Here is a 22,254-nt window from a genome sequence, read left to right as displayed (position 1 = left end):
TTTACACTGGGAACAGCAAACGGATATGAACATTTATCGAGGGGAGGACTTCGGGGTTGCAGAAAGTATCTGTCGTGCTCTTCGGGATTTTTCAAGTCATGAAACCATGAAGTTTATGCGTTATCTCATCGTACTGTTTATAGCGGCGTTACTACTGAAACCCCCTTCTCTTTTCGCTGGTGAAAGCCTTGCCCTGCAAAAGGTTGTACCTGATGTGTATGCCATAATCGGTGGTCTCGACAACCGGACAGCCGAAAACCTGGGCAATAATGCGACGTTCGGTTTTGTGGTAACTTCCAGCGGTGTGATCCTGATTGACTCCGGGGCTTCATGGAAAGGGGCGGAACACATTGACTCGCTTGTCAGGAGCGTGACGGGCAAGCCTGTCACGCATGTCATCAATACCGGCGGACAAGATCATCGATGGCTTGGCAACGGTTATTTCAAGTCGCATGGTGCTAAAATCATTGCTCACGAAGAGGCCGTGAAAGATCAGAAATTTCGTGCGTCAGATCAACTCTCCATGCTGCAGAACCTTGTTGGTGCGGAAGGCATGAGGGGGACGGAACCGGTTTTTGCTGATGAGGTGTTCAGCAATGAGTTGCGGCTGACCATCGGAGGAAAAACGCTGCTGCTTCAGCATCACGGCTGGGCTCACACCCCGGGCGACTCGTTTGTCTGGCTGCCTTCCGAAAAGATTGTATTCAGCGGGGATATCGTTTACATGGAGCGGCTTCCGGGCGTGCAGGAACATTCCCGCAGCAAGAGCTGGCTGGAGGTGTTTGATGCCCTGGCTGCGTTACATCCACGGATAGTGATTCCCGGGCACGGACATCCGGCAAGTCTTGAAAAAGCGTCGTATGATACGAGGCGCTATTTATCATTTATTCGCAAGGCGGTCTCGGATTATCGGGCTTCCGGCGGAGATGCAACAGGGATCCGTTCGATTGATCAGACGATGTTTCGTTATCTGGGAAATTATGATGCTCTCTCCGGCAGGAACGCTTTGCAGGTGTATAATGAGATGGAATGGGAGTGATACAGGGAGTGTTTGGCAGACAGGGCTTTCGAGATCGGCGGCAAGTCAGATGCGCCAGCGTTGATTGTGAAGGGATTTTTCTCTTTTAATAAACAGTACTATGCAGATACCTGCGGGATGTTATTCATGTATTTTCGAGCAGTTGCAATCGCTTGTAAAGGTTACCGGACTTGACGGGAAGAGCGCAAAAATGCTGTTTGAGCATTCGATGCGCCAACTTCTCGATACTCATGGCGAGGGTCTTGTTGTGCAGCATATTATCAGAAGCGCTACAGACAGGGCCATCGCCTTGTCGGGAAAGGGGGCGGATTACGATCCTTTCGGAGCGATAAAAAAGCAGTCGAACGTCACAGCGTTGCAGTTCGTTGATGAGTTCAGGAATAAAATCCGGAACTCTCCGGAACCCCTGCAGGATGCGGTTAAAATTGCGGCGGCGGGCAACATCATTGATTTTGGTGCCAAGCAACACGGATCGCTCGATATTGAAAAGGAGCTGAGTACCATCAGTGAACGCTCATTCGGGTGTTTTGATTTTGCGGAGCTCTCCAGGCGTTTGATGTTGGCCGGAAAACTGCTCTATATTTGCGACAATGCGGGAGAGATTGTTTTCGACAGGCTGTTCATTGAGGAGATCAGGCGCAGTAATCCAGGCCTGGCGGTTACCTGTGCCGTCAGGGCGATGCCGGTCATCAATGACGCCGTCCTCAGTGATGCGTATGAGGCCGGACTGCAAGAGGTGGCTGTGGTCATCTCTTCAGGCAGTGTCTATCCGGGCACTCTGCTGGATGAAACTTCTGATGAATTCCGGCGGTTGTTCGATAATGCCGACGTGATCATATCGAAAGGTCAGGGGAATTTTGAAACGCTGCTCGACGTTGCTGATGAACGTCTCTTTTTTATTCTGAGAATAAAGTGTGACCAGATGGCGAAACTCTCCGGTGTAGCAAAGGGGGAGCTGGTTCTTATGCAGGGCGGCAAGCTGAGCCCAGCGTGAGGTGTCAGCGGGAGATAACCTCAATTTTGACCTTCGCGCTTCCTTTTTGGTAAAATCCCAGTCGTTTGGCTGCTTCCGCGCTTAGATCGATAACCCGGTCACCGACAAATGGCCCTCGATCATTGACCCGGACGACCATTGATGCACGGGTTTCAAGATTGGTCACTTTGACAATGGAGGGTAAAGGCAGGTATTTGTGTGCAGCGCTTGGCTTTGATGGATCGAAAACTTCCCCGTAGGCGGTTAACTGTCCGTTATGCTGGTCGAGCGTTTCCTGTCCGTACCAGGATGCAATCCCGCTCTCCTGGTAAGAAAGAGCCTCTTCGTAGCTCATTGGAACATAGACCTTTCCGTTGATAACATAGGGAGTGTTCTTGATTTTGCCCAGTCGGTATGCCTCTTCGGGTGAAATACCTTTGACGTCATCCCTTGATACGGTGGTGCGTGTCGATGAACACGAACTGAGCACAAGGGGCAGTAGAAGGAGCCGGATGAAGTATCTCTTTTGCATCGGTTCAGTTTTTTACCTGGATGAGTTCCTGAAAAATAGCCAATTCAAGGGAATTTTCCCTATACCCCATTATATTCAGCGAGAGCCGTTTTATAATTTGTACAGCCAGATTGTATCAGAGTCGATTATGGAGTTACAACACAGAGAGCGAAGCCCTTTTGGAGTCCTTATTATTCATGGTTTTACGGCGACGCTTGATAGTGTGAAATCGTTGTACACCTCTATTGAAAAACTTGGTATTCCGGTCAGGCAGCCTCTGCTGGCGGGGCATGGTGCATTGTCCCCTGAGGCGCTCCGTGGTGTACGATGGGAGTCGTGGATGGCGGATGCTGAGCAGGCGCTTTTCGAACTGAGCCTTGAGGTTGAGCAGGTTATCGTGATCGGCCATAGTATGGGAGCGCTTCTCTCGCTCAATCTTGCAGCAAGGCACAAGGAGAAGATTGATTCTCTGGTGCTTGTTGCTCCGGCGATTCAGCTCATTTCTGTGCTTGCTCCAGGTCGTCCTCTTCATTTTGCCGCGCCATTTGTGAGCAAAATTATCAAAAATTGGAAGTTGAAGAGCGATTTTGCGGATCAGGGCTGTGCAACCTGCATTCCTCATTATTCCTGGGTGCCAACAGATGCCATCATCTCTTTTTTTGAGCTGATAAAAATAAGCCAGCAACTGCTTGGGCGGGTCAATGTGCCCGTTTTAATTGTGCATAACCGCAGGGAAAATACGGTTCGTCCTGAAAGCGCCCTTATCCTTTACAACAGGATTGCTACTGAGCCATCAGGCAAGTCTATTATCTGGCTGGAGCATTCCGGTCACCAGATCTTTTGTGATTGTGAGAATGAAAAAGCCGTCAAGGCGATTATGGACTATGTGGCTTCAAGAATCCGACAGAGGGTGCACGGGTGATGCGGGTCATTGATCTGAGTCAGGTCATCAGCTCCGGGATGCCCTGTTATCCTGGCACTCCCGGACCGCGGTTTCAGCAGCTCTCTTCCATTGATGAGCATGGTTTTGCCGAGCAGCTTTTAACCATCTCTTCCCATACCGGGACACATGTTGATCTTCCGTCACATATTCTTCCCTCAGGCAGTTCGCTTGATGCGTTCACTATTGAGCAGTTTTCCGGAAAGGGAGTGGCGATTGATCTTCGCAGCCTGACAGACGGGTTGATTACGGTTGAGACTCTTTATCCATTCCGGGATCTCATTTATGAGAGTGAGTTTCTGCTGCTCTGTTCCGGGTGGAGCAAGTATTGGGGCTCGGCAGCTTATTTTGAGGGTTACCCTCTGCTCACCTCTGATGCGGCTCTTTGGCTGAGCGATTTTCCCTTGAAAGGGCTCGGAGTTGACATGATTTCTGTCGATTCTCCCGTATCCTGTGATTTTCCCGTTCATACACAATTGCTGCAAAACGGGATACTCATTATTGAGAATCTTGTATGTCCACCCTTGCTATTGCATTCTTCTTTCATCTTTTGCAGCTTTCCTTTGAGAATTGCCGGCGCTGAAGCATCACCCGTCAGAGCGGTTGCTTTGGTTGAGTGCTGAAGGTCGGGTATCATTTTTTTATTGGAAGTTTAAAAAGAGGAACTTACCTTGAAGTACACAGGATAAAATCCGCAGTTCTTTCCCATTGAATATAAACCATAGTATGAACGTCATGCTCATGTTTTCGTCTATTACCAAAAAAGTACTCATGGCTCTTGCCGGGCTTTTTCTGGTTACATTTTTGTGTGTGCATCTCGGCATTAATCTTATGCTTCTGAATGATGACGGGGGTCTTATGTTCACTGAGGCAGCAACCTTCATGGGAACCAATTCCCTGATCAAAGTTTTCGAAATCGTACTTTTTGCCGGGTTTCTTATCCATATCCTTTTCGGTCTGGTGGTATCCGTTCAGAATCGTGCAGCACGGCCAAAAGCCTACGTTTGCGGCAACAGTTCTGAAACCTCCTTCTTTTCGAAGTATATGTTTCACACCGGTATCATTGTTTTTATCTTCCTTTGTCTCCATTTTATTGATTTTTACTTTATCAAGATTGGGCTTGTATCGCCACCTCCCGGAATAGCAATCCACGACTTCTATCATCGTTCCCTTCTTTTGTTTTCATCTTCCTGGTATTCACTCTTCTATATCATCTCCTTTATCTTTCTCGGTATTCATCTCAATCATGCCATTCAGTCTGCTTTTCAGACCCTTGGCCTGAACCACAGCAAGTATATGGGCGCCGTAAAGATTATTGGTTCAGTCTACTCGGTTCTTATTGCCGCAGGGTTCAGCGCAGTGCCGATTTATCTCTATTTTTTGAAATAAGTTAATAATCGATAACGACTGTGTTTTTTACCGAAAACAACACTCACAACACTCTTCAATGACACGCCTCAACGCCAGAATCCCTGAAGGGCCGGTGGCTGAAAAATGGACCGCCTACAAATCGGGCTGCAAGCTGGTAAACCCCAACAACAAACGCAAACTTGATATCATTGTCGTCGGTACCGGTCTTGCCGGAGCCTCGGCTGCTGCATCGCTTGGGCAGCTTGGTTACAATGTCAAGGTGTTCTGCTATCAGGATACGCCGCGTCGTGCACACAGTATCGCTGCACAGGGTGGAATCAATGCCGCTAAAAACTATCCAAACGATGGCGACAGCGCCTATCGACTCTTTTACGACACCATCAAAGGTGGCGATTATCGGGCTCGTGAAGCAAATGTCTATCGTCTGGCTGAAGTCAGTAATCAGATCATTGATCTCTGTGTGGCTCAGGGAGTGCCATTTGCCAGAGAGTATGGCGGCTTGCTGACCAACCGTTCATTCGGTGGTGCACAGGTATCGAGAACGTTCTATGCAAGGGGCCAGACTGGCCAGCAGCTTTTAATTGGCGCTTACGGCGCCCTGAGTCGTCAGATTGCCGCTGGCAATGTTACGCTTTTCAATCGTCGTGATGTTCTTGATACGGTACTTGTGGATGGAAAGGCTCGAGGGGTCATTGCCCGAAACCTGGTTACCGGCAAGATCGAACGCCATGCAGCTCACGCTGTTGTGTTGGCAAGTGGTGGGTACGGGAACGTTTTTTTCCTTTCGACCAATGCCATGGGTTCCAATGTGACTCCTGCATGGAGCGCGTACAAAAAAGGGGCAATGTTTGCCAATCCGGCCTTTACCCAGATTCACCCGACCTGTATTCCGGTGCATGGTGATGCGCAGTCCAAGCTGACGTTGATGAGCGAGAGCTTGCGCAACGATGGCAGGATATGGGTTCCCGCCAAGATAAAGGATGTTGAAAGGCTCAGGAACAAAGAGATCAAGGCCTCTGATATTCCAGAAGCCGATCGCGATTACTATCTGGAGCGTCGCTATCCCGCTTTCGGCAATCTCGTGCCGAGGGATGTGGCTTCACGGGCTGCCAAGGAGCGTTGCGATGCCGGTTTTGGCGTTGGTACTACGGGGATGGCCGTTTTTCTTGACTTTGCCGATGCGATCAAACGCAAGGGCCATGATGCGATTGACTCGCTTTATGGCAACCTCTTTCAGATGTACGAGCAGATTGTTGCGGAGAGCCCCTATGAAATGCCGATGATGATCTATCCGGCAGTGCACTATACCATGGGAGGTCTCTGGGTTGATTATGAATTGATGACGACCATTCCAGGTCTTTATGCTATTGGTGAATGCAATTTTTCTGATCATGGAGCAAACCGCCTCGGCGCTTCAGCGCTTATGCAGGGGCTTGCTGATGGTTATTTCGTACTGCCCTATACGATCGGGAACTATCTTGCTGCTGAAATTCATACGCCACGCTTCGATACAGACTCTTCTGAATTCAAGCTTGCTGCCGATGCCGTCAGTGATCGCCTGAAGCGGATCAAAAACAGTTCAGGCAAAGAGTCGGTCGATCATTTCCATCGTCGTCTTGGAAAAATCATGTGGGAGTATTGCGGTATGGCACGAAATGATGCAGGCCTTACCGAAGCCCTTTATCAGATTACCGAACTGCGTCACGAATTTGCACGCGGAGTGCGGATTCCCGGAGGACTGGACGAATATAATCCTGAAATGGAGAAGGCGTGTCGGGTAGCTGATTTTATCGAACTTGGCCAGCTTATGGTGCGAGATGCCCAGCAGCGCAAAGAGTCGTGCGGGGGACATTTCAGGGAGGAGTATCAAACCAGTGAGGGCGAAGCATTGCGCAATGATGAGAAGTTCGCCTTTGTCGGTGCGTGGGAATACAAGGGTCGTGATGCCTCAGCAGAACTGCACCGTGAGGCACTTCAATTCAACGAGATCAAGCTCTCCCAGCGGAGCTATAAATAACCGGTTATTATGAACTTTACGCTGAAAATCTGGCGACAGAAAAACGCTACGGCTACAGGAGAGATGGTTTCCTATGATGTTTCCGGGATCTCGCCTGACAGCTCTTTTTTTGAAATGCTTGATACCCTGAATCAAAAACTCATCATGACTGGAGGCGATCCTGTTGCTTTTGATCATGATTGCAGGGAGGGTATTTGTGGCACCTGCAGTCTTTATATCAACGGACGTCCTCATGGACCTGTCAAAGGAGTTACAACCTGTCAGCTCCATATGCGCTCGTTTACCGATGGAGCTACCATCAATATTGAGCCATGGAGAGCAAAGGCCTTTCCCGTCATCCGCGACCTTATTGTTGACCGCAGTGCCTTTGATAAAATCATACAGGCTGGAGGCTATGTATCGGTCAATACCGGCGGGGTGCCCGATGCCAATACCATTCCTGTTCCAAAGGAGAAGTCGGATGCCGCTTTTGATGCCGCAACCTGTATCGGCTGCGGAGCCTGTGTAGCCGCCTGTTCCAATGCTGCAGCCATGTTGTTTATTGGCGCAAAAGTATCGCACCTTGCACTTCTTCCCCAGGGAAAGGTTGAGGCTGCCAAAAGGGTGCAGAAGATGGTTGCTGCCATGGATGCGCTTGGTTTCGGTAGTTGCAGCAACACCTATGCCTGTGAGGCGGAATGTCCCAAGGGCATTTCTGTTATCAATATTGCCCGCATGAACCGGGGATTTCTTGTGGCGAAACTCTTTGCCGAAAAGGAAAAGATGGTCAAGGAGTCACTATAGGCGAGATGGCTCCTTGTTACTGCTCTTCATAGAGGAGTGCAACCCTCACTCTTGCCTGCCCGTCGTGCATTGCTCTTATGCCCGTCGTTTTGCCATCTCTGATTCAGGATAGTCAGTGTGCCCCGTATTGCTTGTCAATCTGTTTATGGTCACCTGTAATAATGTGTGCATACATAGCGAGATAGAGGAATTGTTTCTTGATCTCAATTGTTGAAGGAAGATCAACGGATGTTCTTTTTGCAGTTGGCGTGTGTTGTTTACGCTCGGGTCGGGCTGATGAGTTTGAATGATCGGAGTTTGACCCTCACCTGTTCCGTTTCCCATGCAGGGCGATAGTCTCTCTGTCGTCGTTGCAGAAACATTATCACAGAAGGAGCTCAGCAGCCATGAAAAAAAACACAGGGATCTGGATTGACCACAAGCAGGCCATTCTTGTTTCGATTAAAGGCGATCAGTTTGTTGTTCAGTATGTCGAGTCTGGTGCCGAAAGCAATCTCAAGCCTGCCGGTGGATGGAAGGCGGGGGGGACTGTGGTTGCGCAGTCAGTCTTTAATGAGCACACGGCCGAAGAACGTCGAAAACATCAGTACCAGGCTTTTTATCTGAAGGTGATGGAATTGCTTGCAGATTCGTCAACCATTGCCATTTTTGGACCGGGTGAGTCGAAGATTGAGTTTGCCAAAGCAATCGAAAAGGTCAGTGAACTTCACAAAAAAGTAACCGTCGTTGAAGCTTGCGGACGTTTGACCGAAAATCAGTTGGTCGCCAAAGTGAAAGCATTTTATCTGTAAGCAGGGGCTTCAGGATGCAGGTCGCTCTGTGTATCCTTGACGGATTTACTCGTAAATCGGGAACAAAATGACGGGCTCGCGCTTTTTGTTGCGGGCCTCTTTTTTGTTGAGCTTTTTTTCAATCGCCTCTTGGCGCGGGCTTTCCGTCAGCGGCACCTCCCTTTGTCAGCGGTGTCGTTTGTTTGCCATTGTTAAAGGATTGTATTGTATTCCGCGTGTTTTCTTTCCAAAAAGAAGATTCAGTTATGAGTGCACTTATCCGATCCATTGCAGTTCTGATGTTTGTCGGAATGCTTATGCAGATAAACAGCGTTCTGCTCTGTTACGGGCTCTTTTACCTCAATCAAAAAACGATCTTTGAAACTCTTTGTGAAAGGAAGATGAGAGAGTGCAGCGGTCACTGCTTTCTTCTGAAGCAAACCAATACAACGCACGATTCCCATTCAGCTCCATCCGAAAAGCAGGCCTCAACCAAGGCCCTCGAAGAGCTGCTTAATGCCATGCCCGGCATGTTGCATGATCGTCAGCGCTCTCCTTTGAGTGTTGCACCGGGCAACAGGTTTGCTTCCTCTCAGCCCCTTCTGTTGCCTGAGGGTGTTAAATTCCAGATCGACCATCCACCCAAAGCGTAATTTCGTTGTCAAGACTATTTCGTATTACGTTTGCGTCATAAGCCTCTGTTTTTGATAATGGAGATGCTGTGGCCTCTTTGTTGCTTCCCGAGTATGGGCATTATTCCGCAAATTCCCTGATTGATAGAGCCATGTCAATCGGCAGGGCTTTTTTTATGAGAGTATCTTTCAATTTTATTTCCTTATCGATATGACGAAGTCATCAAAAAAGTTTATAGCACCGCAGCTTCTGTTTATGCTGCTGATGGCGGCGGTTCCGCTACCGGCGTTTTCAATGGAAGCGTCAGGCCCGGAAACGGTTGTTACCGCACCAGCAGAAAAAAAAGTTCAATCACTAAGTTCTAAACGGCTGAAAAGCAGTGATACCGCCGAATTGCTCAGCGGTGAGCCGGGTGTTGCCTTTGCGACAGGTGGCGGCGTTTCAAGTCTGCCGGTGGTTCGCGGACAGGCGGACGATCGGGTACTGATCTATGTCGATTGCATGTGTCTGACCTCTGCCTGTGCCAACCACATGAACCCGCCGTTATCCTATATCGCGGCGGCCAATGTAAGCGGCATCGGTGTCAGCGCAGGTGTTACGCCAGTCAGTTACGGTGGCGACAACATCGGAGGCATAATCCATGTTGACTCGGATCAGCCGTTATTTGCCAATCCCGGGGAGCAGGTTACAGCAGGTGGTTCGGTTTCCAGCTATTACCGAAGCAATAATCGCGCGATTGGTGGAGCGTTCTCGGGTACGGTTGCAAACAGCAATCTCAGCTTTGGCGTAACAGGCGCTATTGATCATGCCAGCAACTACAAGGATGGTCATGGTAATACGGTGACATCTACTTATTACGAATCGCGTAATCTTGGGGCAACTTTGGCGCTCAGGGGTGACAGTAGCCTGTTGACCCTGAAGGCAGGGCATCAATTTATTCCTGATCAGGGATTTGTGAATCAGTGGATGGACATGCTTGAGAACAACGCCTCATTTATCAATCTTCACTACAAGAGCGACTTTGCATGGGGGAAGCTCGATGCTACAGCTTACTGGCAGAATACCTGGCACAGGATGAATTCAGGTGAAGATAAACTGCCAATTAATCTGAGGATACCAGTAACGATGCCTGATATGCCTATGGCCACTCGCGGTATAGACACAGGCTATTCATTAAAGACGGATATTCCCTTTGCAGAAAAGAATATCCTTCGGCTTGGCAACGAATTCCATCGTTTTAGTCTTAACGACTGGTGGCCTCCTATCTCTACGACCCTCGGCACGATGGGTCCGGATACCTTCCTGAACATCAATGACGGTTCTCGCGACAGATACGCTTTCTTTGCCGAATGGGAGTCGAAGTGGAATAGTAAAGTGACGACCATTTTCGGTGTTCGCAATGAACAGGTAAGGATGGATGCCGGTGATGTGCAGGGATATAATGCTCAGAACATGGCGGGTATGATTGTGACCAATTATAAACGCGACTCAGAGGCATTCAATGCCGAGGATCATGCCCGGAGCGACAGTAATTGGGATGTGACCGCACTGGCCAGGTATGAAATTACTCCGACGGGTACCGTTGAAGTTGGCTATGCCCGCAAGACCCGTTCTCCTAATCTCTACGAGCGCTATGCATGGTCAACGATGTGGATGGCAAGCGGGATGGTGAACTGGTTTGGTGATGGCAATGGTTATGTGGGTAATTTGGATCTCAGTCCGGAAGTCGCCCATACCCTGAGCATTTCGGCAGACTGGCATGACAGCGAGCGGAAGAGCTGGGAGTTGAGGGTAACGCCCTACTATACCTATGTCAATGATTACATTGGCGTGCAAGTGTATAATACACAGACCTGGACATGGCCAGGCGGAAGTGAAACCCGCAAAATACTCAAGTTTGTCAATCAGGATGCAAGGATCTACGGTCTGGATATTTCCGGTAAACTTGCTTTGTGGGAGAATAGCGCTCTTGGTTCCGGACAACTTCGGGGAAGTCTTGGATATGTGCATGGAACCGATCCCAATACCGGTAGCAGTCTCTATCACATGATGCCGCTGAACGGGCATCTTACGCTGGAACAAAATGTTAAAGGATGGAGCAATGCCGTCGAGTTGCAACTTGTTGGCAGAAAGTCCGAGACCGATCCCCTTCGTTTTGAACCGGAAACGGCAGGCTTTGCGCTGGTCAATCTGCGTACGTCATACAAATGGAACAACCTGCAGATCGATCTGGGCGTTACGAACCTGTTCGACAAGTTCTATTATCTTCCCCTTGGAGGAATCAACTACGACAACTTTCTGGACAGCAAACTGCCACCAACCACGAAAAGGGCGGCAGATTTCGAGCCGCTGGCAGGTCAGGGTCGTTCGTTCAATGTGGGTTTAACACAGACTTTCTGATCCGCATGGAGCTGCAATCACTCCTTTTCATTGCTTAAGATGCCCTGAAAAGGAGTGCTCTGCATTCTGTGACATCCTGAGGATAAGAGTCGGACTTTATTCAATCATGATAATCGAGGTGAGCAATGAAAAACAGGAAACGATTTTTTTTCATAGCAGTTATCGCGTTACTGTCCGGAACTCATGTGGCCAGCGCCAGCCCGGCAGATGACGCCAAAAGCTATTTTTCAAGCGCCGAAGCAAAATTCGGGAAGGGGGATAATCAGGGAGCCATGGCAGACTACACAAAAGCCATTGAACTCGATCCGAAACTTGCGGAGGCCTATAACAGCCGGGCGGCGGTAAAATTCAGCATGGGCGACAAGCCAGGCGCCCTGGCGGACTATACCATGGCCATGGAACTTAACCCGAAATATGCTGATGCTTGCAATAACAGGGGGAGCACCAAAGCTGAAATGGGTGACAAGCAGGGAGCCATTGCCGATTACTCCAGGGCTATTGAGATTGATCCGGCATTTCTTCCGGCCTACATCAACCGGGCGGCAGTCAAACTTGATCTTGGAGACAAGCAAGGTGTCATAGCGGATCTGTCGGCAGCGGCCAAACTTGGTAGTTTGGGAGCCCAACAATGGCTTCACAATAACGGGGTTTCCGGTTGGTAATTCTTGTCAGTGATACCGTTCAAAAAAAGCCGGGAAAATCCCGGCTTTTCTTTGTCAAAGAAGAGAGTCTATGCATCAAGAGCATGGTTCGCAGAGCGCCATAGAGCTGATGTGAAATCTTTTCCACTCATTTCCTGTTAACGGTTGCATGGCTATATTGCTTACCTTTGGGGGTGTCGTGAAGCCATTGGTTTGGAAATTGCTGAATAAAAGTGTAGTTGATAGCATAGAAATGTTATAAGAGGCTTAAGAACAGAGCCTTCAGGGATTCTGCCGGAGCATGCTGCTGCGGTTTTCAGGTGTTGGTCACTGGATTCCCGAAAGGTTCAACCCCGTATGTATGGAAATACTTTTTCTTTTTTTTCTGATTATTTGTAACGGTCTTTTTGCGATGTCGGAAATTGCCCTGATAACGGCAAAAAGGTCCCGCCTGTCGAAACTTGCCGAGGATGGTGACAAATCCGCTGCTGTTGCCATGAAGCTTGGTCAGGATCCGACCAGATTTCTTTCGACGATACAGATCGGTATCACCTCTATTGGTATCCTGAACGGTATCGTGGGGGAGGGTGCTCTTGCCGGTCCGTTGGCCATCAGGATGCAGTCATTGGGCATGGATGCGGAAATAAGCCATGTTATTGCAACGGTTGTTGTTGTTCTTTCGATTACCTATGTCACTATTGTGGTTGGGGAACTTGTTCCCAAACGTCTTGGCCAGTTCAATCCTGAGGGAATAGCCCGTCTGGTCGCACGTCCCATGTATACCCTTTCGACCATAACCCGTCCATTCGGGAGGTTGCTTTCGGCCTCAACCGATGCCATTCTCCGTCTGACGGGGAATTACCCCCAAGCCACCCCGAGTGTTACCGAGGAAGAGATTCATGCCATGCTTGAGGAGGGCTCTGAAGCCGGGGTGATTGAGCAGCATGAGCACGAAATGGTGCGTAATGTTTTTCGTCTTGATGATCGTCAACTGGGATCGCTGATGGTTCCGAGAGCCGATATTGTCTCTCTTGACGTTTCACGGCCTCTTGAAGAAAATATCAACAGAGTGACAGAATCAGAGCACTCCCGTTTTCCTGTTTGCAATGGTGGGTTGCAATCCCTGCTTGGCGTGGTCAATGCCAAACAGCTTTTATCAAAAACCCTGAAAGGGGGGCTTACGGAGTTTACTTCGCAACTCCAGCCCTGTGTCTATGTTCCCGAAACGCTTACAGGCATGGAGTTACTCGACCATTTCCGGACTTCTGGTTCGCAGATGGTCTTTGTGGTTGACGAGTATGGCGAAATTCAGGGGCTTGTTACCCTTCAGGATATGCTTGAAGCGGTGACCGGGGAGTTTGTTCCCCGCAATCTTGAGGATTCATGGGCTGTTGAACGTCAGGATGGCTCCTGGTTGCTCGATGGACTCATTCCTGTGCCCGAACTGAAAGATACGCTTGAGCTGAAGTGTGTACCCGAAGAAGATAAGGGGCTCTATCATACCCTCAGCGGCCTGATGATGTGGCTGCTCGGGCGGATGCCAAGGACTGGTGATATTATGGTTTGGGAAAACTGGACGCTGGAGATTGTTGATCTGGATGGTCAGAGGATCGACAAGGTGCTTGCTTCAAGGTTGAAGGAAGAGAGGGCTCCGGAGGATGGGCACCCTCCGGATTCCCATCCTGTATCGTGACGTTTTTCGGGTTATCAGGGAGTTCCGATTCTTTTCTCTTCATGCGCATTTACGTACATTATCGACGTGCGGTTTCGTTGGAAGTTATGCATGTTCAAAGAGCCTTGAAAACCCTATCAAGCAGTCAAAAAGTTAATCCATATGATACATCAGGAGCCTGATTGTCTCTTTTGCAGGATCGTTCGAGGAGAGATTCCCGCCAGTATTGTTTATCGTAATGATCATGTTGTTGCATTCCGGGATATCACGCCCATAACTCCTCAGCATGTATTGATTATTCCTGTTCGGCATATCGCTTCGCTGAGCGATCTCACCCCGGAAGATGAAGCGGCCGCTGGCCAGATCCTTCTTGCTGCGGGTATTGTGGCAGAAATCATCGGTATTCGGGAGTCTGGCTACAGGCTGGTTTTTAATACGGGCAAGGATGCCCTGCAGAGCGTTTTCCACATCCACGGGCACCTTATCGGTGGAAACCAGATGGGTTGGCCCCCCTTTCCCGGATTGCCGGAGGTACATGGGTAGTTGATTTTTGGAAAGAAGAGATGCAATTTTTTCGTGCCTCTGGTCGTTATATAGGATATGAATTGTCCGGATTTTATTTATTGTTTTGCAGGAGATGCAGGTATGCGTTTATCGGAATTGAAGGTGGGTGATAAAGCTGAAGTAACAGCACTGAAGGCAGAGCATGTCATCCGTCGAAGGATTATGGATATGGGATTGATCAAGGGTACCAGATTCAAGGTGCTGAGGGTTGCTCCACTCGGTGATCCGATTGAGATTTTTTTCAAGGGTCTGTATTTTGCTATGAGAAAAACCGAGGCAGATGGGGTCATGGTTTGTAAAGTAGGAGAGGTTGGAGATGCCCTTCCCATGTCAGGCAGCAAAACATGAGTGAGCAGAGAACGATCACGGTTGCGCTTGCAGGTAATCCAAACTGCGGTAAATCCTCTTTATTCAATGCGTTGACCGGATCTCACCAGAAAGTGGGGAATTTTTCGGGGGTGACTGTTGAAAAATATGAGGGGTATCTTGAGTATAAGGGGTACCATATCACCGTGGTTGACCTGCCAGGAATTTATTCCCTTACCCCTTACTCTCCTGAGGAGATTGTTACAAGGGAGTATCTTATCAAGGAACGACCTGATGTTGTTGTGAATGTTCTTGAGGGGTCAAATCTGGAGAGGAACCTTCTGCTGACAACGCAGCTCATGGAGCTTGAAGTTGATTTTCTCGTAGCCCTCAATATGATCGATGAGGTCGAGGAGAAGGGCATTACCATTGAGATCAAACAGTTACAGAAGCTGCTCGGCTGTCATATTGTCCCGACTTCTGCCAAAAAAGGCAGGGGACTTGATTCGTTGCTCGATCACATTATCCGGCTCTCCCGGAAGGATATTGAGATTCATAAAAACAAGCTGTTTTTTCGTCCGGAACTTGAAGCATCGGTTGAAAAAATTACCACTCTTCTCACTCATCAGAAGGAACTCGGCGAATTCAATGCCAGATGGCTTGCCATAAAGCTTCTGGAGAATGACCGGGAAGTTTATCACGAGGTTCAGCAGTACCCTGTCTGGCTCAAGGTTGAGCTTGCCCTTCAGGATGCCCTTCGGGAGGCTGAGCGGCTGCATGATTCAGAGCCTGAGATGCTCATTACCGAAGATCGTCATGCCTTTATCCGGGGCGCCATGCAGGAGTGTGTCCGTCAACCGGGAGGAGTAAAGGCAACACCCACCGACTATATCGACATGGTGGTGCTCAACAGGGTGCTTGGGCTGCCAATTTTTTTATTGGTGGTATGGGCTATATTTCAACTGACCTTTACTCTTGGTGCACCGATAATGAGTGGCCTTGAATTTCTTTTTGCACTCATGGCATCCGAGATCGGGCCACTTCTGCCCAATGAGATGCTTCGCTCCATTGTTATTGATGGCATTATTGCTGGCGTTGGGGGGGTTCTGGTCTTTTTGCCCAATATTGTCCTGCTGTTTATCGGTCTCTCTTTTCTTGAAGCTTCCGGCTATATGGCCCGAGCTGCATTTGTTATTGACCGGGTGATGCACCGTTTTGGTCTTCACGGTAAATCCTTCATTCCCATGGTAACCGGGTTTGGTTGCTCCATTCCGGCCATTATGGCAACACGGACGCTCAAGAGTCCAACGGACAGGCTTGTAACCATCATGATTATTCCTTTCATGAGTTGCGGTGCCAAACTGCCGGTCTATGTGTTGCTGACCGCTGCTTTTTTTTCACCTGATGTGGCGGCAAACGTCATGTTCGGTATCTATCTTCTCGGTATTGTGGTTGGTCTCTGGACCGCCCTGCTCCTGAAGTCAACGGTTCTGAAAAGTGATTCTGAGCCATTTGTCATGGAGTTGCCTCCATACCGCTGGCCGACGCTTGCTTCAGTGCTCTTCCAGGCGAAGGTAAAAGCGCTGATGTATCTGAAAAAAGCAGGAACGCTCATTCTTGGTGCGGTTATTGTTATTTGGGCAGTAAGCAACTATCCGCGCAATGAGGCTCTTGGGCCAGAGCTGTCGGCAGGAACGTCACGTATTGCCGAAAGCAACATGGGCGAGAGTGAAAAAATTGCCAGCCAGAGAGCGCTTGATTTGCGCATCAGTACAGAACAGCTTGAGTATTCTCTGGCTGGAAGGGCAGGCAAACTGCTTGAACCGCTTATCAAACCCCTTGGCTTCGACTGGAGGATTGGTATTGCTCTGGTAACCGGTCTTGCGGCCAAGGAGGTCGTTGTTTCCACCCTCGGAACCATTTACTCCATCGGGCAGAGTGATGGCGCTCCGGTAGAGCTGAAATCGATTCTGCAGCACGATCCCTCTTTCAGCAGGGCCACGGCGCTGAGCCTCATGGTCTTTGTGTTGCTCTACATTCCCTGTGTGGCGGCGATAGGGGTGATGAAAAAAGAGGTCGGGAGCTGGAGGCCGGTGCTGCTCTATTCGGTTTACTCACTCTCTGTGGCGTGGGTACTCTCTTTCATTGTCTATCGCATCGCACTGCTTATGGCGTGATTTCGACGATTTCTTCACTGGGAGAGGTAATCAGCCCGGCCTCTTCCGCCTTGAGAATGATCTCATCAACGGGAATTGTCATGGGTACTGCTTTCCCATCAATCATCGTAAGCTGGACTGTGGGGTGAGCCTTCTGGTGTTCAGCCATGATTGCTTCCCAGTGGTGTTGAGCTTTTTCGTCAAGAGTACTCCATGCGAGGCGCCCCTTGCACTTGGGGAATTTTGAGCAACCAAGCCATAATCCCCTTTTTCCGCTCCTGAGGTAAAGCGGTGACCCACACTTTGGACAGAGAAGAGTGGTCAGTACCGGAGGGGTTTTCATGGGTTCTATGTGACGCTGTTTGTTGAGATTGAGCAGCGTATTGCACTTGGGGTAGCCGGAGCAGGCAAGAAAAGTGCCAAATCTTCCGCTGCGCAAGAGCATGTGTCCTTCTTTGCAGGAGGGGCAGAGGATGGCTGAATCAACAGGTTTTGCCTTGTTGTTGCTTATCGCCTTGATGTTCTTGCATTTGGGGTAGCATGAACAGCCAAAAAATTTCCCATTTGCCGTCCATTTGACAACCATCAGCCCTTCACCGCACTTTTCACAAGTTACGGGCTCACTGTTCTGTGGTACAATTGGATTGCTTTTGCGAAGGTGCAGTACCGCTTCAAGTGGTTTGTAGAAGCTGTCGAGCACTTTTTCATATTCGTCCTCTCCGCTTGCTACCTTGTCCAGTTCATTCTCCATGAAGGCGGTAAAGTCGACATTGAAGAGGTCAGGAAAATTGGCAACCAGGATCAGCGAGACATCCTTGCCGAGTTCAGTGGGCACAATTTTTTTCTTTTCCAGCTCCACATAACGGCGATCCTGCAGTGTTGAAAAAATGGATGCATAGGTTGATGGGCGTCCAATACCAAAGTGGTCGAGATCCTTCACCAGTGTGGCTTCACTGTAACGTGCAGGAGGGCGGGTAAAGCTCTGTTTCTGGTCAAGATCATCCAAAGCAAGAGGCTCATTGACAGCAAGCCTTTCGGGCAGCTTGACGGTCAGCTCTTTTTCAACCTCCTCCTTCGTTGAGGTCTGGGCTTCGTAGTCAAGCTCCTTCTGGTCGTCATAGACACGCATGAAGCCGGGGAAAAGCACTCTGCTGCCTGTTGCCCTGAAGAGGAATTTTGAAGCGCTGTCCTCAACATCAACCCTGGTCTGTTCGATTTTAGCCGCTGACATCATGGAGGCGAGAAAACGCTTCCAGATTAATTCGTATAATTTAAACTGATCGGCAGAAAGGTAGGGTTTGACCTGGTCGGGTTTGTTAAAAATCGATGTTGGCCGTATGGCTTCGTGTGCATCCTGGGCATTTTTTCCGGGCTTTGCCGCTCCACCGAAACCGATATACTCCTTGCCGAACTGCTGGTTGATATAGCTTCTTGCCTCAGCAATCGCCTCCTCACCGATGCGAGTTGAATCGGTTCTCATATAGGTGATCAAACCCGTCGTGCCTTCTTTGCCAAGGTCAATGCCTTCATAGAGCTGTTGTGCCACTCCCATGGTTTTCTTGGAGCCAAATCCGAGCTGGTTTGAGGCCGCCTGCTGGAGGAGCGAAGTGGTGAAAGGCAGAGGCTGTTTACGCTGCTGGACGCGTGGAGCGATTTCGCGTACTGCAAAATTGCCTTTTCTGATGAGAGCCGCCAACGCTTCCGCCTGCTTTTGATTGGCTATCTCCGGCTTGTCACCCTCAAAGCGTATCAGCCTTGCCTTGAAAGACTCCTTGCCTGCCGTTACAAACTCAGCCGCAATCGACCAGTACTCCTGTATCTGGAAGCGGCTGATCTCCGCTTCACGTTCGCAGATCAATCGCAGCGCGACCGACTGTACCCTGCCAGCCGAAAGGCCGCGCAGCACTACATTCCACAAAAAAGGGCTGATTTTGTAGCCCACGATCTTGTCAAGGCCCTGACGGGTTTGCTGGGAGCGCACAAGGCGGTCGTCGATCTGTCGCGGAGCCTGAATTGCCGCAATGATTGCGGTTTTTGTAATTTCATTAAAAAGTACGCGGGATACCGGTTTGCTGGTTACTCCGATTTCTTTGGAGATATGCCATGCGATAGCCTCACCCTCGCGGTCAGGGTCAGTCGCGATGAGGATGGAATCAGCTTCTGCGGCCAGTTTTTTTAACTGATGGACGACCTTTTCCTTTCCAGGAATAATTTCATATCTCGGTTCGTAATGATGGTCAAAATCAAGACCAATCTCCTTTTTTGGCAGATCCTTGATATGGCCTACCGATGCGAAAACGGTATACTTGTCACCAAGGTATTTATTGATTGTTTTTGCCTTTGAGGGGGATTCGACGACAATCAGGGTCCTGTTTCTGGCAGATGGTGTTGATGGTTTTGAAGCCATTGATCAGTCCCGGTAGTAAGAGCGTTACAAGTAAAATTTTGAAAAAGATAGGTGTTGACAAGCAAAAAACAAATTTTACCGTTTTCAGCCAAGAGACTTCTCCTGTCAGGATATCCCTGAAAATGATTATTTCCGGCCATAAAAACCGGCTGCAGGGGTAAGAAGAAATATATTTTATTATTATTCTTTCCGGCCATAATGTATCAGCAAAACATAATGCATTCGATAATCATGCCCCACTTTTTACTTTGTATTCGTTCTCGTCTGGCCGCTCTTGTGCTGATTGCCCTGCTGATGTTCTCATACAGAAGCCTTTTTGCAGAGTCACCTTCACTTTCCGGACAGACGGCTCTTCCGCTTGTTGTGACCACAGGAAACGATCAGGGCTATACCATTAAGGTGATGGCTTTGAGAACAGCAAAGACGTTGTTGATTGATCTTGAATCTATGGCAAGGGGTTTGCGACTGAACTATCGAAAGGAGCCGGGCGGACTTGTTGTCGAGGAATCTTTCGGGATGCCCGGTACCATTTGTACGATCATGACAAATAATAATTTTGTCCGCATTGTTTCAAGGGATCCGGAGATTCCGGCAAGAATTATTCAGATGCAGTCGGCCCCCTCACTACAGCAATCAAGAATCTGGATGCCAGTCAGTCAGGCTTGTCGGCTTTTTGCCGTTTGGCTGGACAGGGAGGTCGTTTATAACCAGTCGATGGGTCAGATCCATGTTGCGCTTCTGAAAAAAAATTTCGGAGAATCGAGAGAAACCATCGGGATTGTCAGTAACGAAGAGTCTTTTGCTGGTGCAAATTCCACGAAACAGGCTGAACTCTCCAAAACGGTGATTACCGGTATTGAGGTGAAAAACCGTGATAATGGGGCGATCATAAGTTTTTCTGCTTCCGGCCTTGCTGCACAAGCATCGCTTGTCACGCTCAATGCTGAAGGGTATACCTATTTCTCCCTTGAAAAAGCATCCGGTGACAGCAACGCCCTCTCACAAGTGTATGGTAAAGGTGTGGTCAAAGAAATTATTTCAAAGCAGTTGCCCGGGTCGGGGTTACAATTTACTGTTGTACTTGATAATCGTTCATTTGTCATCAGTTCGGTCGAATTTCAACGCGATAAAAAAAATAACCGTTATCTGCTCTATGTCCGCAGCAAGGCTGATGGAGAGGAGATTCGCAGAAAGGAAAAGGAGCAGCAGATTGCACAGGTTCTCAGCCGCGATATTGAAAAGTGGAAGCTTGATACCATTGTGCTCGACGCAGGTCATGGAGGCAAGGATCCCGGAGCAATAGGCGCAAACGGTACGGTTGAGAAACATGTTGCACTCAATATTGTACGAGATCTCGGTACCTTTATCAGACTGAATTGGCCTGATGTGAAGGTGGTGTATACGAGAAAAGAGGACAAATTTATTCCTTTGCATGAACGAGGAAAAATTGCAAACCAGAACGGGGGAAAACTATTTATCAGCGTGCACTGCAATGCAAGTTCAAGCCGCAGCGCCCGCGGTTCTGAAGTCTATATTCTCGGAGCCCATAAAACCAGGGCAAGCCTTGATGTTGCCATGCTGGAGAACTCGGTTATCCGTCAGGAAGCCGACTATACCCAGGCCTACAAGGGTTTTTCCGAGGAGTATCTCATCATGAGCAGTATGGCGCAGAGCGCTTTTGCCCGGCAGTCTACATCCCTCGCACAGCATATCCTTAACCCCGGTCATCGCCTGGCGCCCGATAAAAGAAACGGAGTGCGCCAGGCTGGTTTTATGGTGTTATGGACCCCTTCCATGCCGAGCGCTCTTGTCGAAGTGGGGTACCTTTCCAATCCCGGAGAGGAGCGAATTCTGCGGGATCGTCAGGAGCAGACGAAAATTGCCTATGCCATTTTCCAGGGCCTGCAGGCCTATCGTAAAAATTATGAAACATCGAGTATGGCCTCAATGGGTCGCTGATACTTTTGTGCCGTAAACGATGAGGAGCGAGGCCTGTGGCTTTTTTTTATTGCAAAATTGTAAACCTCACGCTACATTCCGGTTCACATTTTTATGAATTACCGCTCGCGATGGGTTATCTGCTTATGAACGATATTACTGCACAGATTTTAAGCCGCCTCACCGCAGTTCCGGATTTTTTGTCGGGTGAAGCGCTTTGCCGTGCATTTGGTATCACCAGAAGCGCAGTATGGAAGCATATTTGCCTGCTGCGGAGCGAAGGGTATCAGATTGATGCTGTAACAGGCCGGGGATATCGGCTGTCGGGTCTGACTGGCCGACCGGTAGAGGCTGAAGTGCATCCCTTCCTGACTTGTCGCCGATTTGGACGAAACATCCTCTATCATCCGCTTACCACATCGACCAATATCGAGGCTAAAGCTCTTGCTGCCGAAGGCGCACCGGAAGGGAGCGTGGTCGCAGCCGACTGCCAGAGTGGTGGCCGGGGGAGAATGGGGCGAAGCTGGGTGTCGCCTCCGGGTGTCAATCTCTATTTTTCCCTGATTCTGAGGCCCGCTGTGCCTTCAGTTCGCGTGCCGCAACTGACGTTGCTGGTGGCGGCGGCTATTCACCAGGCACTCTGCCGCCACTCTTCCGATCTGGTAGCGATGATCAAGTGGCCGAACGATATTCTTGCCGATGGCAAAAAGTTGTGTGGAGTATTGTGTGAAATGCAGTCAGAACCTGACTGTACACACTTTGTCGTCGTTGGCATCGGTATCAATGTCAACCAGTCAGAGTTTCCGCCTGATTTGCAGCAGAGCGCAACATCCCTTTTTCTGGAGAGCGGGCAGCTCTTTTCGAGGCCGGAGCTTCTGGCCTCAGTGCTGAACCATTTCGAACCGCTCTATGATGCATGGCTTCTTGAGGATGATCTTGGCTTTATACTTCCCTATCTCGAAGAACATGCACTTCTGCAGTCGAAAGAGGTGACCATCGACCAGCTCAAACGAAGTGTGCGTGGAACGGTACGAGGCATATCCCGCTTCGGAGAGCTGAAGCTGGAGAGTGCAGAGGGAGAGACCATCCTTGTTTCGTCGGGAGAGGCTCATCTGCGAAGCAGCATAACATGA

19 protein-coding genes are annotated in these 22,254 nt (G+C 49.3%); 17 read left to right on the top strand and 2 right to left on the bottom strand.

Translation table 11 applies throughout. The annotated features are described in order from the left end of the window. Positions 1–25: 25 nt before the first annotated feature. A complete protein-coding gene (locus tag PPHA_RS14075; RefSeq protein WP_012509472.1) occupies positions 26–1,039 on the top strand; it encodes an MBL fold metallo-hydrolase in 1,014 nt (337 codons plus the stop codon). 100 nt (positions 1,040–1,139) lie between these two features. Further along, positions 1,140–2,033 carry a damage-control phosphatase ARMT1 family protein gene (locus PPHA_RS14070; protein WP_012509471.1) on the top strand — a complete coding sequence of 298 codons (894 nt, stop codon included), beginning with the start codon at positions 1,140–1,142 and terminating at the stop codon, positions 2,031–2,033. Between the two features lie 4 nt (positions 2,034–2,037). On the opposite strand, the gene PPHA_RS14065 is transcribed toward PPHA_RS14070, so the two are convergent. Further along, positions 2,038–2,544, bottom strand: a complete 507-nt coding sequence (locus PPHA_RS14065) for a septal ring lytic transglycosylase RlpA family protein (RefSeq protein WP_041526575.1) — start codon at positions 2,542–2,544, stop codon at positions 2,038–2,040. A gap of 127 nt (positions 2,545–2,671) precedes the next feature. Here PPHA_RS14065 and PPHA_RS14060 point away from each other — a divergent pair, with 127 nt between their 5' ends. From PPHA_RS14060 to feoB, 13 genes are all read left to right on the top strand, one after another. Beyond that, positions 2,672–3,445: an alpha/beta hydrolase gene (locus PPHA_RS14060; protein WP_041526925.1), complete on the top strand. Its 774-nt coding sequence runs from the start codon at positions 2,672–2,674 to the stop codon at positions 3,443–3,445. Beyond that, positions 3,445–4,086, top strand: coding sequence for a cyclase family protein (locus PPHA_RS14055; protein WP_012509468.1), 642 nt, complete (start codon positions 3,445–3,447; stop codon positions 4,084–4,086). The genes PPHA_RS14060 and PPHA_RS14055 overlap by 1 nt, the downstream gene beginning before the upstream one ends. A gap of 103 nt (positions 4,087–4,189) precedes the next feature. Next, positions 4,190–4,852, top strand: a complete 663-nt coding sequence (locus tag PPHA_RS14050; RefSeq protein WP_012509467.1) for a succinate dehydrogenase cytochrome b subunit — start codon at positions 4,190–4,192, stop codon at positions 4,850–4,852. Between the two features lie 58 nt (positions 4,853–4,910). Then, positions 4,911–6,851 carry a fumarate reductase/succinate dehydrogenase flavoprotein subunit gene (locus PPHA_RS14045; protein ID WP_012509466.1) on the top strand — a complete coding sequence of 647 codons (1,941 nt, stop codon included), beginning with the start codon at positions 4,911–4,913 and terminating at the stop codon, positions 6,849–6,851. A gap of 9 nt (positions 6,852–6,860) precedes the next feature. Continuing rightward, positions 6,861–7,634 carry a succinate dehydrogenase/fumarate reductase iron-sulfur subunit gene (locus PPHA_RS14040; protein WP_012509465.1) on the top strand — a complete coding sequence of 258 codons (774 nt, stop codon included), beginning with the start codon at positions 6,861–6,863 and terminating at the stop codon, positions 7,632–7,634. Positions 7,635–8,020: 386 nt separating this feature from the next. After that, a complete protein-coding gene (locus PPHA_RS14035; RefSeq protein WP_012509464.1) occupies positions 8,021–8,425 on the top strand; it encodes a hypothetical protein in 405 nt (134 codons plus the stop codon). A 245-nt stretch (positions 8,426–8,670) separates the two neighbouring features. Further along, the gene (locus PPHA_RS14030) at positions 8,671–9,057 is read left to right on the top strand and encodes a hypothetical protein (RefSeq protein WP_012509463.1); all 387 of its coding nucleotides are present in this window, start codon (positions 8,671–8,673) and stop codon (positions 9,055–9,057) included. A 190-nt stretch (positions 9,058–9,247) separates the two neighbouring features. After that, positions 9,248–11,437, top strand: coding sequence for a TonB-dependent receptor (locus PPHA_RS14025; RefSeq protein ID WP_012509462.1), 2,190 nt, complete (start codon positions 9,248–9,250; stop codon positions 11,435–11,437). 125 nt (positions 11,438–11,562) lie between these two features. Continuing rightward, positions 11,563–12,099: a tetratricopeptide repeat protein gene (locus tag PPHA_RS14020; RefSeq protein ID WP_012509461.1), complete on the top strand. Its 537-nt coding sequence runs from the start codon at positions 11,563–11,565 to the stop codon at positions 12,097–12,099. A gap of 340 nt (positions 12,100–12,439) precedes the next feature. After that, positions 12,440–13,771, top strand: coding sequence for a hemolysin family protein (locus tag PPHA_RS14015; protein WP_012509460.1), 1,332 nt, complete (start codon positions 12,440–12,442; stop codon positions 13,769–13,771). Positions 13,772–13,912: 141 nt separating this feature from the next. Next, positions 13,913–14,293: a histidine triad nucleotide-binding protein gene (locus PPHA_RS14010; RefSeq protein ID WP_012509459.1), complete on the top strand. Its 381-nt coding sequence runs from the start codon at positions 13,913–13,915 to the stop codon at positions 14,291–14,293. A gap of 102 nt (positions 14,294–14,395) precedes the next feature. Further along, positions 14,396–14,662 (top strand): FeoA family protein, encoded by a 267-nt coding sequence (locus PPHA_RS14005; protein ID WP_012509458.1) that lies wholly within the window; start codon positions 14,396–14,398, stop codon positions 14,660–14,662. Next, positions 14,659–16,797 carry a ferrous iron transport protein B gene (feoB, locus tag PPHA_RS14000; RefSeq protein WP_012509457.1) on the top strand — a complete coding sequence of 713 codons (2,139 nt, stop codon included), beginning with the start codon at positions 14,659–14,661 and terminating at the stop codon, positions 16,795–16,797. Before PPHA_RS14005 ends, feoB begins: the two co-directional genes overlap by 4 nt. On the opposite strand, the gene topA is transcribed toward feoB, so the two are convergent. Continuing rightward, positions 16,787–19,183, bottom strand: coding sequence for a type I DNA topoisomerase (gene topA / locus PPHA_RS13995; RefSeq protein ID WP_012509456.1), 2,397 nt, complete (start codon positions 19,181–19,183; stop codon positions 16,787–16,789). The two genes, feoB and topA, sit on opposite strands and share 11 nt — an antisense overlap. A 231-nt stretch (positions 19,184–19,414) precedes the next feature. Here topA and PPHA_RS13990 point away from each other — a divergent pair, with 231 nt between their 5' ends. Both PPHA_RS13990 and PPHA_RS13985 read left to right on the top strand, forming a co-directional pair. After that, positions 19,415–21,142, top strand: a complete 1,728-nt coding sequence (locus PPHA_RS13990; RefSeq protein ID WP_012509455.1) for an N-acetylmuramoyl-L-alanine amidase family protein — start codon at positions 19,415–19,417, stop codon at positions 21,140–21,142. 125 nt (positions 21,143–21,267) lie between these two features. Next, a complete protein-coding gene (locus PPHA_RS13985) occupies positions 21,268–22,254 on the top strand; it encodes a biotin--[acetyl-CoA-carboxylase] ligase (protein WP_012509454.1) in 987 nt (328 codons plus the stop codon).

It is taken from the genome of Pelodictyon phaeoclathratiforme BU-1 (assembly GCF_000020645.1).
Lineage (GTDB): Bacteria > Bacteroidota > Chlorobiia > Chlorobiales > Chlorobiaceae > Chlorobium > Chlorobium phaeoclathratiforme.
Note: the sequence above shows the minus strand (reverse complement) of the source record. Positions and strands in the feature narration are given on the sequence as shown.

What these genes read in the sequence shown, in the direction of transcription:
- PPHA_RS14025 (WP_012509462.1), top strand. Translation starts at nt 9,248, where the DNA reads ATGACGAAGTCATCAAAAAAGTTTATAGCACCGCAGCTTCTGTTTATG.
- PPHA_RS14070 (WP_012509471.1), top strand. Translation starts at nt 1,140, where the DNA reads ATGCAGATACCTGCGGGATGTTATTCATGTATTTTCGAGCAGTTGCAA.
- PPHA_RS14035 (WP_012509464.1), top strand. Translation starts at nt 8,021, where the DNA reads ATGAAAAAAAACACAGGGATCTGGATTGACCACAAGCAGGCCATTCTT.
- feoB (WP_012509457.1), top strand. Translation starts at nt 14,659, where the DNA reads ATGAGTGAGCAGAGAACGATCACGGTTGCGCTTGCAGGTAATCCAAAC.
- PPHA_RS14015 (WP_012509460.1), top strand. Translation starts at nt 12,440, where the DNA reads ATGGAAATACTTTTTCTTTTTTTTCTGATTATTTGTAACGGTCTTTTT.
- PPHA_RS14020 (WP_012509461.1), top strand. Translation starts at nt 11,563, where the DNA reads ATGAAAAACAGGAAACGATTTTTTTTCATAGCAGTTATCGCGTTACTG.
- PPHA_RS14040 (WP_012509465.1), top strand. Translation starts at nt 6,861, where the DNA reads ATGAACTTTACGCTGAAAATCTGGCGACAGAAAAACGCTACGGCTACA.
- PPHA_RS14075 (WP_012509472.1), top strand. Translation starts at nt 26, where the DNA reads ATGAACATTTATCGAGGGGAGGACTTCGGGGTTGCAGAAAGTATCTGT.
- PPHA_RS13990 (WP_012509455.1), top strand. Translation starts at nt 19,415, where the DNA reads ATGCCCCACTTTTTACTTTGTATTCGTTCTCGTCTGGCCGCTCTTGTG.
- PPHA_RS13985 (WP_012509454.1), top strand. Translation starts at nt 21,268, where the DNA reads ATGAACGATATTACTGCACAGATTTTAAGCCGCCTCACCGCAGTTCCG.
- PPHA_RS14065 (WP_041526575.1), bottom strand. Translation starts at nt 2,544, where the DNA reads ATGCAAAAGAGATACTTCATCCGGCTCCTTCTACTGCCCCTTGTGCTC.
- PPHA_RS14050 (WP_012509467.1), top strand. Translation starts at nt 4,190, where the DNA reads ATGAACGTCATGCTCATGTTTTCGTCTATTACCAAAAAAGTACTCATG.
- PPHA_RS14055 (WP_012509468.1), top strand. Translation starts at nt 3,445, where the DNA reads ATGCGGGTCATTGATCTGAGTCAGGTCATCAGCTCCGGGATGCCCTGT.
- PPHA_RS14010 (WP_012509459.1), top strand. Translation starts at nt 13,913, where the DNA reads ATGATACATCAGGAGCCTGATTGTCTCTTTTGCAGGATCGTTCGAGGA.
- PPHA_RS14045 (WP_012509466.1), top strand. Translation starts at nt 4,911, where the DNA reads ATGACACGCCTCAACGCCAGAATCCCTGAAGGGCCGGTGGCTGAAAAA.
- topA (WP_012509456.1), bottom strand. Translation starts at nt 19,183, where the DNA reads ATGGCTTCAAAACCATCAACACCATCTGCCAGAAACAGGACCCTGATT.
- PPHA_RS14060 (WP_041526925.1), top strand. Translation starts at nt 2,672, where the DNA reads ATGGAGTTACAACACAGAGAGCGAAGCCCTTTTGGAGTCCTTATTATT.
- PPHA_RS14005 (WP_012509458.1), top strand. Translation starts at nt 14,396, where the DNA reads ATGCGTTTATCGGAATTGAAGGTGGGTGATAAAGCTGAAGTAACAGCA.
- PPHA_RS14030 (WP_012509463.1), top strand. Translation starts at nt 8,671, where the DNA reads ATGAGTGCACTTATCCGATCCATTGCAGTTCTGATGTTTGTCGGAATG.